Annotated in this window: 11 protein-coding genes; all 11 read left to right on the forward strand. The window is 63.7% G+C overall.

Annotated features, from left to right (window positions below; all coding sequences use genetic code 11):
- Window positions 1-110 precede the first annotated feature (110 nt).
- The 11 genes from BM438_RS14550 to purF all read left to right on the forward strand — a co-directional run bounded on the left by BM438_RS14550 (window position 111) and on the right by purF (window position 12905).
- Window positions 111-2807 carry a FimV/HubP family polar landmark protein gene (locus tag BM438_RS14550; protein ID WP_093634938.1) on the forward strand — a complete coding sequence of 899 codons (2697 nt, stop codon included), beginning with the start codon at window positions 111-113 and terminating at the stop codon, window positions 2805-2807.
- A complete protein-coding gene (gene truA, locus BM438_RS14555; RefSeq protein ID WP_093634939.1) occupies window positions 2804-3616 on the forward strand; it encodes a tRNA pseudouridine(38-40) synthase TruA in 813 nt (270 codons plus the stop codon). Before BM438_RS14550 ends, truA begins: the two co-directional genes overlap by 4 nt.
- Entirely contained in the window at window positions 3613-4326 is a 714-nt protein-coding gene (locus BM438_RS14560; RefSeq protein WP_093634940.1) for a phosphoribosylanthranilate isomerase, read from the forward strand. Before truA ends, BM438_RS14560 begins: the two co-directional genes overlap by 4 nt.
- Before the next feature lie 60 nt (window positions 4327-4386).
- Window positions 4387-5580, forward strand: coding sequence for a tryptophan synthase subunit beta (trpB, locus tag BM438_RS14565; protein WP_093634941.1), 1194 nt, complete (start codon window positions 4387-4389; stop codon window positions 5578-5580).
- A gap of 11 nt (window positions 5581-5591) precedes the next feature.
- Window positions 5592-6509, forward strand: coding sequence for a DNA-methyltransferase (locus BM438_RS14570; protein WP_093634942.1), 918 nt, complete (start codon window positions 5592-5594; stop codon window positions 6507-6509).
- A gap of 33 nt (window positions 6510-6542) precedes the next feature.
- Window positions 6543-7355 (forward strand): tryptophan synthase subunit alpha, encoded by an 813-nt coding sequence (trpA, locus tag BM438_RS14575; protein WP_093634943.1) that lies wholly within the window; start codon window positions 6543-6545, stop codon window positions 7353-7355.
- A gap of 81 nt (window positions 7356-7436) precedes the next feature.
- Window positions 7437-8309 (forward strand): acetyl-CoA carboxylase, carboxyltransferase subunit beta, encoded by an 873-nt coding sequence (accD, locus tag BM438_RS14580; protein ID WP_093634944.1) that lies wholly within the window; start codon window positions 7437-7439, stop codon window positions 8307-8309.
- A 148-nt stretch (window positions 8310-8457) separates the two neighbouring features.
- The gene (folC, locus tag BM438_RS14585; RefSeq protein WP_093634945.1) at window positions 8458-9768 is read left to right on the forward strand and encodes a bifunctional tetrahydrofolate synthase/dihydrofolate synthase; all 1311 of its coding nucleotides are present in this window, start codon (window positions 8458-8460) and stop codon (window positions 9766-9768) included.
- Between the two features lie 29 nt (window positions 9769-9797).
- Window positions 9798-10721, forward strand: a complete 924-nt coding sequence (locus BM438_RS14590; protein ID WP_093634946.1) for an SPOR domain-containing protein — start codon at window positions 9798-9800, stop codon at window positions 10719-10721.
- Between the two features lie 7 nt (window positions 10722-10728).
- The gene (locus tag BM438_RS14595) at window positions 10729-11223 is read left to right on the forward strand and encodes a CvpA family protein (protein ID WP_093634947.1); all 495 of its coding nucleotides are present in this window, start codon (window positions 10729-10731) and stop codon (window positions 11221-11223) included.
- Window positions 11224-11357: 134 nt separating this feature from the next.
- Window positions 11358-12905 (forward strand): amidophosphoribosyltransferase, encoded by a 1548-nt coding sequence (gene purF, locus BM438_RS14600; protein ID WP_093634948.1) that lies wholly within the window; start codon window positions 11358-11360, stop codon window positions 12903-12905.
- Window positions 12906-13059 lie beyond the last annotated feature (154 nt).

Below are 13059 nucleotides of genomic sequence, written 5' to 3' on the forward strand. Positions count from 1 at the left end.
AACTCAAAAAGCGTCGCGCTTGCGCGGCGCTTTTTTCATTGTGTGCTCCGATTATCTTGTCTCTTTTCAACCGCAAAAAAGGGCTGCGCGCTGACGCGCCTGGAGTCCCGATGAACCTTCGACTCTCTTCCCTTCGGGCTATGTCTATGCATCAAGGTATAGGCCGGCTGACGGCCATGACCGCTTTTGCGTTCGCGCTGGCGGGCGCCGGTGTGGGTAGCGCAGTGGCAGCGCCGGGCGACGCCGCGAGCGCGCCCGAGGGCGCTTCCGTTTCTTACGCCGCCGGGAGCCAATATACGGTGCGGCCCGGGCAGTCGTTGAATGACGTGGCGATTGCCGTCACGCAATCGCACGACAAGGGGACGCTCGCACGCGCTTCGCGCGCGCTGTTCGAGGCGAATCCGAACGCCTTCATGAGTCATGATCCGAGCCGGATGCGTGTCGGCGCGCTATTGACGATCCCGGCACTGGATGCGACCGGCGCTCCGGCGGCTTCTGCGCCGGTTGCGGGGTCTGCGTCTGCGGCGTCATCGGCCGCTACGGCTGCGGCGGCTTCCGCGCCGAACGCGGCGACGGTTGGTGCTGCTGTCGGCGCCGCGAGCGGCGTGGCGCAGGTCAACGCCGCGGCGGCGAGCGCGGCAAGCGCTGCGGCTCAGGCTGCCACGCCTGCGGTTTCAGGGACGGCCAGCTCGACGGCTGAAGCCAGCTCGGCGACGCCGGGTAGCTCGGCAGCGGCCGGCGTGGCCGCCGTAGCAGGGTCGCAGGCCGTGCCGGCCAGCGGCGCACACGTCTGGTCGGGCGCGATCCAGCCTTCGGCCAGTGAGGCTGCCGAAGGCGCGTCGGCGGCTGCCGCAGCGGCGGCCGGCGCACAACCGGCATCGCAACCGCGCGCGCAGGTTTCGAGCTTGCAGCAATTGCTTGCGCTGAAAAACCGCGTGCTGATGGAACTGCAGAAACATGGCATCGGCGGTACGCCGGCCGCGACGGTCCCGCCTGCTACAAACGGTGCGCAACCGGCCGCCGGCGCTTCGTCTGCGGCAGCCGTTTCCGGTCATGGCAGCGCGCCGGTTTCCACGTCGACCGACGCCGGCATCTCGCAGACGAATTTGAGCATCGCGGCGGCGATCGGCGCGGCGTTGGTCGCGCTGCTGGCCGCTTTGCGTCTGGGTCGACGTAAGCGCGTTGCTGCTGCCGCGACAGGCGGCTCCTCGCTGGCGGAGGACGCAGCGGCGGCTTCCGCGCGAGCGGCTGCGTCGCAGGATGTCGATTCGACGCACGAAGCGTCAGACGTAAGCGGCGAAGCGGCAGCAGGGCATGCAGCGGCGTCGGCGCCGACTGACCACGAGAGCGCTGGGGATGACGCGGCAGCGCGAGAAGTGGCGGAACGCGTGGCAGCGGAGCGTGAAGCGGAAATTCGCGCGGCGGCGGCGCGTGAAGCCGCGGTACGCGAGGCAGCAGAGCGAGAAAATGCAGAGCGCGCGGCGACCGAACGCCAGGCGGCGGAACGTGCAGAAGCGGAACGCGCTGCGGTGGAGAAGGCAGAAGCCGAACACGCAGCTGCGTCACAGGCTGCGGCGGAGCGCGCCGAAGCTGAACGCGCGGAGGCAGACAAAGCCGCGGCTGCGCGTGCGGCAGAAGATCATGACGCGGCGCAACGCGCCGCAGCAGAACACGAAGCCGGTGCTCACCAACCGCTCACAGGCTTGCCCGCACAAGACCACGACGCGTTCCAACACGCATCGCAGGAAATCCACCCGACACCCGCGCCGTTCGAAGCTACGCAACCGAGCCCGGACACCGAACCTCTTCCCTCGGCCCATCACGAAAACCTCGACGGGGCGACCACGGCTGCGAGCCTCGCAGCGGCCGCGGAACTCGGTGCCGAAGCATTGCCGCTGACGCCGCTTGAACCGATCGACGAGAGCTTCCAGCAAGAGGTGCCTCCGCACCGTCTGCAATGGGACGACGAGCCGGCATCGAGCGCGCCGGCCACGCCGTTGGCAGAGCCGACGCATGAGCCGCTTGCAGAGTCGTGGAGCCATCAGGACACCCCGCCGCCGGTCATCGACTTCACGCGGCAGCATGCCGAACCGCACACGACTTCGCCGTTCGGCCAGCCGCACGGCGAGACGTCGGCGTTCGATACGCCGGTGCCAGCGGTGTCGGCAGTACCCCCGGCCCAACAGGACGCAGTCCACGTCGAACCACAACCGCAGTCAAATCAGCACGCCGAACCCGCGACGCCCGACGGCGCACCAAATTTCGAACCGGCACCCATCACGCCAGTTCAGCCCGCGCTATCCGTGCCAACCGAGTTCCCGCGCGATGCCCTCGACGCATTCAGCAGTCTCAACATGCCATTGCCGCCGCGCGTCGAATCGACCGACGACGAAGCGGTGAGCGTACCCGGATCGCTTGCGACACCGCCGGTTGCCTCCCCGGAAACCACGGCGCAACAAGCCGTGGCGCCGCACGATCCGGACGACTTCCCGCATGTCGCTGACGAAATCACCGCCGGCACCGCGGGCCATGCAGCCGTCGCGGGCTTGGGCGCGGCCGGCTTCGGCGCGCTCAAGCTCGATTTCGACCTGGAGTTGCCGCCGAGCCCAGCTCAACCGTTGCCGGTTTTCACGCGAGCGGACCTAAGCCGCATCGCCCGCAACAAACTCGATCTGGCCGCCGAATATATCGACCTCGGCGATCTGTCCGGCGCGCGCACGCTCATCAACGAAGTGATCGAAGCGAACGATCCGGCCACGCGCACCGAGGCTCGCGCGCTGCTCTCGACGCTCGCGCCGTTGTCGTGAAGCGTATTGCGTTAGGCGTCCAGTACGACGGCTCGGCATTCTGCGGCTGGCAGTCGCAGCCGCACGGCAAGACTGTGCAGGACGAGCTCGAACGGGCGTTGCGCGAGTTCGCGCAAACGCCTGTGCAAACCGTTGTGGCTGGTCGTACGGATACCGGCGTGCACGGCCTTGGTCAGGTCGTGCATTTCGACACCGAACTCGATCGCACGGACTTTTCGTGGATTCGCGGCACCAACGCCTTCCTGCCGAAGACGATCGCCGTGCAGTGGGCCAAGCCGATGCCCGACGAATTTCACGCGCGTTTTTCGGCGTTCGAACGGACCTATTACTACGTCCTGTACGTCCATCCGTTCCGCTCGCCGATGCAGGACACGCGGGCCGGCTGGGTCCACACGCCGCTCGACGTCGACGCCATGCGGGCCGCAGCCGCTCACCTGATCGGCGAACACGATTTTTCGGCGTTCCGTTCGTCGCAATGCCAGGCGAAAACGCCGGTCAAACATCTGTATCAGATCGACGTGCGGCAACAGGGCGACTTCATTCATTTCCGCTTTCGGGCGAACGCTTTCCTGCACCACATGGTGCGTAACCTGATGGGCTGTCTCGTCGATATCGGCCGGGGACGCCATCCGGCCGAATGGATGGTCGAGGTTCTCGCCAGCCGCGATCGCGATAGTGCCGCGCCGACTTTCATGCCTGACGGCCTGTACCTGGCGCAGGTGGGCTATCCTGAGCATTTCGCCGTGCCCGCGCCGCAGACCGGCAGCGTGCCGTGGAGTACCGTATGGACCGAGCAAGCGCAAACATGAAATCAACTGAAAATCTGGCAGCCGAAGCAAACGACGGCGCGCAGCAGCATGCCGCGCCGCATCGCACGCGCATCAAGCTGTGCGGCCTGTCGAAGCCGGAAGACGTGTCGCTGGCGATCGACCTCGGCGCCGACGCGATCGGCCTCGTGTTCTATCCGCCGAGCCCGCGTTCGGTGAGCGTCGCGCAAGCCGTCGAGCTGGTGCATGACGTGCCGCCGTTCGTATCGGTAGTCGGCTTGTTCGTGAACGCAACGCCGGACTGGATCCGCGAAGTTGCCAGCAATGTTGGGCTTACGCTGCTGCAGTTCCACGGCGACGAAACCGCGGAGCAGTGCGAATCCCTCGCCAGCGTTGCGGGTTTGCCTTGGTTGCGCGCTTTGCGAGTCGCGGCGGATACTCAACCGGCAGATTTGGTAAAATCAGCACTTAACTATTCAGCAGCCAGCGGCCTTCTGTTCGACACCCATGTCGAAGGCTATGGCGGCGGCGGGAAGGTTTTCGATTGGTCACTTATTCCAGCAGAGCTCGCGCGTCGGGCCGTTTTGAGTGGTGGGTTGAACGCGCAAAACGTCAGTGATGCGATCCATCGCGTGCGCCCGTACGCGGTCGATGTCTCGAGCGGCATCGAAGTGCCGGGCGCCAAGGGCGTGAAAGATCACGCCCGGATGGCGGCGTTCGTACGCGCAGTGCGCGCAGCGGACGCTGAATGATTCAGGCGGCGCGGTTTTCTCATAGGAAAGCCGTGCGCCACACTGAGAAGAGTGATCACCATGTATAACTTGCCTGACGAAAGAGGCCATTTCGGCCAGTATGGCGGCGTGTTCGTCGCTGAAACGCTGGTTCACGCACTCGACGAGCTGCGTGCCGCGTATGAGAAATTTCAAAAAGACCCGGAATTCGTCGCCGAATACGAGCGCGAATTGAAGCATTTCGTGGGTCGTCCGTCCCCCATTTATCACGCACAACGCTGGAGCGAAATGCTCGGCGGCGCGCAGGTTTTTCTCAAGCGTGAAGACCTGAATCACACCGGCGCTCACAAGATCAATAACGTGATCGGCCAGGCGCTGCTCGCAAAGCGCATGGGCAAGCCGCGCGTGATCGCGGAAACCGGCGCGGGTCAGCACGGCGTGGCGGCCGCGACCATCGCGGCGCGCTTCGGCATGGAATGCGTGGTCTACATGGGCGAAGAAGACGTGCGCCGCCAGGCGGCCAACGTCTACCGGATGAAGCTGCTCGGCGCGACCGTCGTGCCCGTGACGTCCGGCTCGCGCACGTTGAAAGACGCGCTAAACGAAGCGATGCGCGACTGGGTGACTAACGTCGAAAACACGTTCTACATTATCGGCACGGTGGCGGGACCGCATCCGTATCCGATGATGGTGCGCGACTTCCAGCGCGTGATCGGCGACGAGTGCAAGGTGCAGATGCCCGAACTGGTCGGCCGCCAGCCGGACGCCGTGATTGCGTGCGTTGGCGGTGGTTCGAACGCGATGGGTATCTTTTACCCGTACATTGACGACACTTCGGTGCAGCTGATCGGCGTCGAGCCAGCGGGTGACGGCATCGAAACCGGTCGGCACGCAGCCTCGCTGATCGCCGGCACGCCGGGCGTGCTGCACGGTAACCGCACGTATCTCCTGCAAGACGAGAACGGTCAGATCATCGAAACCCATTCGATCTCGGCCGGTCTGGACTATCCGGGTGTCGGCCCCGAGCACGCGTGGCTAAAAGACAGCAATCGCGCGCAATATGTCAGCATCACCGACGAAGAAGCGCTCAAGGCGTTCCACGATTGCTGCCGCATCGAAGGCATTATTCCGGCGCTGGAGTCCAGCCATGCGCTGGCCTACGCCGCGAAGCTCGCGCCGACGCTGCCGAAGGACAAGGTCCTTCTGGTCAATCTGTCGGGCCGCGGCGACAAGGACATGCATACGGTCGCTGAGCGATCGGGCATTCAGTTCTGAGCGCCGCGACGATGCGCGACGAGTTCGACGAGCCGCAACCGGCGCTTGAAACCAGCCCGGCCGCCGAGGTAGTGGCGGCCGAGGCGCCTGCCCCCTTGTTAGCGCAGGTGCCCGCCGGCATCCGGCTGTTGAACCGCGATTTTCTGACCGATGTAGCGAACATCCCCGACGGGTCGATCGACCTGATCCTGTGCGATCCGCCTTATGGGCTCGGCAAGGATTATGGCAACGATTCCGACATGCGCTCCGGCGAGGATTTTCTCGCCTGGACGCGTGGCTGGCTCGAGCTGGCTATTCCAAAGCTCAAGCCGTCGGGTTCGCTGTATATCTTCTGCACCTGGCAGTACGCGCCGGAAATCTTCAGCTTCCTGAAGACAAAACTCACGATGGTCAACGAAATCATCTGGGACCGGCGTGTGCCGAGTATGGGGGGAACGGTTCGCCGATTCACCTCGGTGCACGACAACATCGGCTTTTTCGCGGTGTCGAAAGATTATTTTTTCGATCTCGATCCCGTCCGCATCCCGTACGATGCCGTCACGAAGAAGGCGCGTTCGCGTAAATTGTTCGAAGGCAGTAAGTGGCTGGAGCTTGGCTATAATCCGAAGGACGTCTGGTCGGTATCGCGGCTGCATCGGCAACACGCCGAGCGCGTCGATCACCCGACCCAGAAGCCTCTGGAAATTGTCGAGCGGATGGTGCTGGCAAGTTGTCCGAAGGGCGGGCGCGTGCTCGACCCGTTCATGGGCAGCGGCACCACCGCAGTCGCTTGCGCTCGGCAGCAGCGCGAATTCGTCGGCTATGAGATCAATGAAAGTTACTGCGCGATAGCGCGCGAACGCGTTAGCGCGGCCGCGTCGGCGCCCACTGCCGCTCGCAAAACCCGCAAGAATGCGGCCAAAGCCGAGCAGCAAACCGAGGCGCAATAAGCGCGCAGTAGCTTAAAAATCCGAGAATATTCCATGTCCCGTATCAAGAACACGTTTGCTGCGTTGTCCGCCCAGGGTAAGAAAGGCCTGATTCCGTTCATGACGGCCGGTGACCCGGATCCGGCGCGCACGGTCGAATTCATGCACGCGCTCGCCGCCGGCGGCGCCGATGTGATCGAACTCGGCGTACCGTTTTCCGACCCGATGGCCGATGGCCCGGTGATCCAGCAGTCGTCCGAACGCGCGCTGGCGCATGGCGTGTCGCTGCGCCACGTGCTGGCCGACGTGAAGCGCTTCCGCGAAACCGACGACAAGACGCCGGTGGTGCTGATGGGCTACGCCAATCCGATCGAACGCATGGGCACCGAAGCGTTCGCCAAAGCGGCGAAAGAAGCCGGTGTGGACGGCGTGCTGGTTGTCGATTACCCGCCGGAAGAGTGCGTTAATTTCGCCGAACAGATGCGATCTGCCGGCATCGATCCGATCTTTTTGCTTGCGCCCACCTCCACGGATGAGCGCATCGCGGAAGTCGGCAAAATCGCCAGTGGTTACGTTTATTATGTGTCGCTGAAAGGTGTGACCGGCGCGGCAAATCTGGACGTTTCCAGCATCGCGAGTAAAATCCCGGCCATCAAGTCGCGCGTACCCCTGCCGGTGGGCGTCGGTTTTGGCATCCGTGACGCGCAAACGGCGCGTTCGGTGGCCGAAGTGTCCGATGCCGTCGTGATCGGCAGCCGTATCGTGCAATTGCTCGAACAAGCGGCGCCCGAAGCCGCCGCCGAGACGCTTACGCGCTTCATTGCCGAAGTGCGCGAGGCGCTCGATAGCGTCGCGACTGCCCGATAACAGTTATTTTTTGTCTCCTGTAGTGTGAGCGGCGGGTTCGTCCCGCCGTTTGCGCAACCGGTTGACCCAGAGGGATTCAATATGAGCTGGCTCGATAAACTGCTGCCGCCGAAAATCAAACAAACCGACCCGAAGAACCGCAAGGGGATTCCGGAAGGCCTGTGGATCAAGTGCCCGTCGTGCGAAGCCGTGCTGTACCGCAATGACGTCGAGGCCAATCTGCACGTTTGCCCGAAGTGCGACCATCACATGCGCATCGGCGCGCGTGAGCGGCTCGACGGCCTGCTCGATCCGGAAGGTCGCTACGAAATCGGCCAGGAAATCGTCCCGGTCGACGCGCTCAAGTTCAAAGACAGCCGCAAGTACCCGGATCGCCTGAAAGAGGCGATGGACGACACCGACGAAACCGACGCGATGGTCGTAATGGGCGGCGCCATCCACACGCTGCCGGTGGTGGTCGCGTGCTTCGAGTTCTCGTTCATGGGCGGGTCGATGGGTTCGGTGGTCGGCGAACGTTTTGTGCGCGGTGCGCAGAACGCGCTCGAACAGAAGGTGCCGTTTATCTGCTTCACCGCCTCGGGCGGCGCGCGGATGCAGGAAAGCCTGCTTTCGCTGATGCAAATGGCGAAGACCACGGCCATGCTGACCAAGCTCGCCGAAGCCAAGCTGCCGTTTATTTCCGTGCTGACCGATCCGACCATGGGCGGCGTGTCGGCGAGTTTCGCGTTCCTCGGCGACGTGGTGATCGCCGAGCCGAAGGCGCTGATCGGCTTTGCCGGCCCGCGCGTGATCGAACAAACCGTGCGCGAAAAGCTACCGGAAGGCTTCCAACGCGCCGAGTTCCTGCTGACGAAAGGCGCGGTCGACATGATCGTCGACCGTCGCAAGCTGCGTGAAGAAATCGCGCAATTGATGGCCCTCTTGAGCCATCAGCCAGCTGACGCAGTCGCGTAAGCCTACGCATCAATACGGGGCCGTGCCTGAAAGGGCGCCGCGCCCACAAGAAAAGCAGTAAAAAAATAGCGCGCCGCGAGAGTCATCAAGCGGCGCGCTGTCATTTCCGGGATAATCACGATCTCGCAACGCAGCAAAGATTCGCTCGATGACCACATTCCCCACCCTCGACGCGTGGCTCACGCACCTTGAATCCGCGCATCCTGTCGGCATCGACATGGGATTGGGACGCATCTCGCAGGTACGTGACGCGATGCAGTTGTCGTTTGAGTGCCCGATCATCACGGTCGGGGGCACGAACGGCAAGGGTTCGACCTGCGCGATCCTCGAATCGATTTTGCTGCGCGCGGGCTTCACGGTTGGCTGCCACACGTCGCCGCATCTGCTGACCTTCAACGAGCGGGCGCGCGTGAACGGCGAAGTGGCGAGCGACGCAGACCTGCTGCCGCATTTCGAAGCCGTCGAAGCCGCGCGCCTGAGCCTTGTCGAACCGATCACACTGACCTACTTCGAATTCACGACGCTCGCGATCATGAGCCTGTTCGCCTCGCGCGGATTGGACGCGGTGATCTTCGAAGTCGGCCTGGGCGGCCGCCTCGACGCGGTCAACATCCTCGACGCGGACTGCGCGATCATCACCAGCATCGATATCGATCACACCGAGTATCTCGGCGACACGCGCGAGAAAATCGCCTTCGAAAAAGCCGGCATTTTCCGCCCTGGTAAGCCGGCGATCTGCGCCGATCCGGTGCCGCCGCAATCCCTGATCGATCACGCCGAAAAGATCGGCGCCGAACTGTGGCTATTCGGCCGCGATTTCCGCTACGAAGGGCAGGCCGGTAGCGAGCGCCAGCAATGGAGCTACGTGGGCCCGACCATGCGCCGTTCCGCGCTCGCCTATCCGGCATTGCGCGGCGCGAATCAGCTGATCAACACGTCGGCGGCGCTGGCCGGTCTTGAAGCGCTGCGCGACCGGTTGCCGGTCTCGGCGCAGGACATTAGGCTCGGCCTCGCTAACGTCGAATTGCCGGGGCGCTTCCAGGTGCTGCCCGGCAAGCCCGCCATCGTGCTCGACGTCGGCCATAACCCGCACGCCGCCGCAGTGCTGTCGCAGAACCTCGGCAATATGGGCTTTTTCCCGTACACGTATGCGGTATTCGGCGCGATGCGCGACAAGGATATTGCTGGTGTACTGACGCACCTGAAGGGCGAAATCGACCACTGGTGCGTGACCGATCTGCCGACCCCGCGTGCGGCTTCGGCGGAAGAACTCGAAGCGGCTTTGCGCGAGCAGGGCGTGAGCGACGGCAATGACAGCAGCGTGACGCGCTACGCAACACCAGCAGAGGCTTTCCAAGACGCGCTAAAACGAGCGTCAGAGAATGATAGAATCGTGGTTTTCGGCAGTTTCTATACGGTAGCAGGCGTAATGGCCTACCGTAAATCGCAGCAACACTGAACGGGCGCCAGGCTCGAACCAAGCGATTCATGGGAATTTTCTCGTTCGGCAAGAAAGACGACGCGCCCAACCGGCGCGGCGCAAACACCAGTTCCACCCGGGCCGCCCGTGGCGAGCGCGTGGAGCGGCGAACCCGCCGCACGGAGCGCACCGTGGATGCCGATGCGATGCTGCTCGACCCTACGTTGCCTGAAAAGCAGCGTGCGCGGCGCAGACTCGTCGGCGCGGTCGCGCTGGTCGTCGCAGCGGTGGTGATCCTGCCCATGGTGCTGGATTCGCATCCAAAGCCCGTCACAGACGACATCTCCATCGACATTCCAAGCCGCCCTGCGCCGAAGGTCGCCACCAAGACCGACGAAGACACGCAAGCCGGCGTAGCACCGGATAACCCGGCGCCTGACGCGGCACTCGCCGCTTCCGGCCTTGCGCCGACAACGGCAGCCACGCAAGGCCAGTCCGGCGCCGCGAAACAGCAGAGCGCTGCAACGAGCGCAGCGCCCGCCGCCGCCAAACCGGCTGCGAAGCCGCAAGCGCCCGCCGCCGTTGCCGCCAATACGGCACCTGCAGCGCCTGTAGCGCAAACGCCTGCCAAACCGGCCAAAGCACCCGCCACGCAAAGCGCGGCGAAAACGCCGGCCCCGAGCGAAGACAGCGCGAACACGGCCGCCGCCAGCGCGGACGCCAATTCCGGTACGCCGGCATCGCCGCCTGGCAGCCGTTTCGCCGTCCAGTTGGGTGCATTTGCGAACGACGCCAATGCCCGTACTTGGGCTACCAAGTTGAAAGCGGCCGGGGTGCCCGCATATACCGAACATCGGAAGCAGGCCGACGGCTCCACGCTCACGCTATTGCGCGCTGGTCCGTTTGCCGACCGTGCAGCGGCGAGCGCCGCGATTGCGAAGGTTCGTGAGGCCGGCTTGACGTCGGGCGCGAACAGCGGCGCCGCACAGTAAGCGAGCGATGTTCACTGCCTTCGACTACGCTGTAATGGCGGTGATCGGTTTGTCGGCCTTGCGCGGCACATGGCGCGGCTTTTTGTCCGAGATATTCGGGCTGATCGGCTGGATCGCGGCGTTTTTCATTGCTTGCCGTTTTGTCGGTTATGTCGTGCCGTTTATCCCTGCCACGTGGCCGGGCGGCGCGCTGACCCAGTGGCTTCTGGCGTTCGCGCTGGTGGCGATCGGCGTGGTGCTGGTCGCAAGCGTGCTGAACGCGCTGCTGAGCCGCATCGTGCAGGCAAGCGGTTTGAGCGGCGTGGATCGCTCGCTCGGTTTGATGTTCGGCCTCGTGCGCGGGGTCGTTCTGGTGCTGATTCTGGTCGCCCTTGCAGGCTTGACCGAACTGCCCCAACAGGAATTCTGGCGCAACGCCTTGCTTCGGCCCTATGCGGTCGAGGGCGTGCACGTAATGAAACCGCTGCTTCCCGAGACGCTCGCTGCTTACGTCCGCGTGTGACGATCAGGTGAACGGTTAGAGGAGCGCAGCAGGACTCCGGCGCAATCCGGTTGCCTCTACGTAGTCGCGTACCCTCGCGCAGCATCGCAGGCACCGGCCGCCGTTACGAATTTCGTACCTTTGAAGGACATGCCATGTGCGGCATCGTAGGCGTAGTTTCCCATTCTCCGGTCAATCAGCTGATCTATGACAGCCTGCTGCTTCTGCAGCACCGCGGTCAGGACGCCGCCGGCATCGCGACAGCGAACGGCAGCAATTTCCACATGCACAAGGCTAACGGCATGGTGCGCGACGTGTTCCGCACGCGCAACATGCGCAGCCTGCCCGGCACCACCGGTATCGGCCAGGTCCGTTACCCGACCGCCGGTTCTGCATCGAGCGAAGAAGAAGCCCAGCCGTTCTACGTGAACGCGCCGTTCGGCATTATCCTCGCGCACAACGGCAATCTGACGAATTGGCAGCAACTGAAAGATGAGATGTTCCGCATCGATCGCCGCCATATCAATACCAATTCCGACACCGAAGTCATGCTCAACGTGCTCGCGCACGAATTGCAGCTCTCCAGTTCGAGTCTGCAACTCGATCCGGCGGCGCTGTTCAAGGCGGTGTCGGGCGTGCATCGCCGGGTGCGGGGTTCGTACGCGATCGTGTCGCTGATTGCCGGCTACGGCTTGCTCGGCTTCCGTGACCCGTTCGGCATTCGCCCGCTGTGTCTCGGCAAGCAGGAAACGCCGGAAGGCGTCGAGTGGATCCTGGCGTCGGAGTCGGTCGCGATCGAAGGTATCGGTTTCGAATTTGTGCGCGATATCGCACCGGGTGAGGCAATTTTCATCGACCTCGAAGGCAATTTGCACTCGCAGCAATGCGCAACGAATCCGAGCCTGAACCCGTGTATTTTCGAACTCGTGTACCTCGCGCGTCCGGACTCGGTGCTCGACGGCGTGCCGGTCTACAACGTGCGTCTGCGCATGGGCGATTACCTCGCCGAGAAGATCAAGCGTGAATTGCCCGACGTCGAGATCGACGTCGTGATGCCGATTCCCGATTCGTCCCGTCCGGCCGCGATGCAGGTCGCGAAGAAGCTGGGTGTGGAGTATCGCGAAGGCTTCTTCAAGAACCGCTACGTGGGCCGCACCTTCATCATGCCGGGCCAGGCGATGCGCAAGAAGTCGGTGCGTCAGAAGCTGAACGCCATGGGCATCGAGTTCAAGGGCAAGAACGTGCTGATCGTCGACGACTCGATCGTGCGCGGCACGACCTCGCACGAAATCGTGCAGATGGCGCGCGACGCCGGCGCGAACAAGGTGATCTTCGCTTCGGCGGCGCCGCCGGTGAAGTACCCGAACGTCTACGGTATCGACATGCCTACGCGCGGCGAACTCGTCGCGCATGGCCGCACGGACGATGAAGTCGCCCGCATGATCGGCGCGGACTATCTCGTTTATCAGGACGTCGACGCCCTGAAGCAGGCAGTGCGCGATATCAACCCGGCGCTGAAGGAATTCGAAGCCTCGTGCTTCGACGGCAACTACGTCACGGGCGATGTGACCACCGAATACCTCGACCGCATCGAAACCGCGCGTCTCGCACCGTCCTCGCAATCGGATCGCGACGCCGCGAGCGAAGCAGCCGAGGGCGGCCCGTCGCGTTCGCAACTGCATCTGCAGTTGTCGGTTGGTTGAGTGCGGTTGAGTGATGGCGCTCGCGTCGTGGCCCGCTGCACGCCACGCCGCGAGCGTGTTAGCATGACGGCTTGCGTCGATTTGATCTCAGCTTGCGGACGCGGGGCAACCCAAAACAGCTAAAGCGAATGGTGGAAAAGCCGCAGTCATCCGC

Source organism: Paraburkholderia aspalathi (genome assembly GCF_900116445.1).
Classification (GTDB): Bacteria; Pseudomonadota; Gammaproteobacteria; order Burkholderiales; family Burkholderiaceae; genus Paraburkholderia; species Paraburkholderia aspalathi.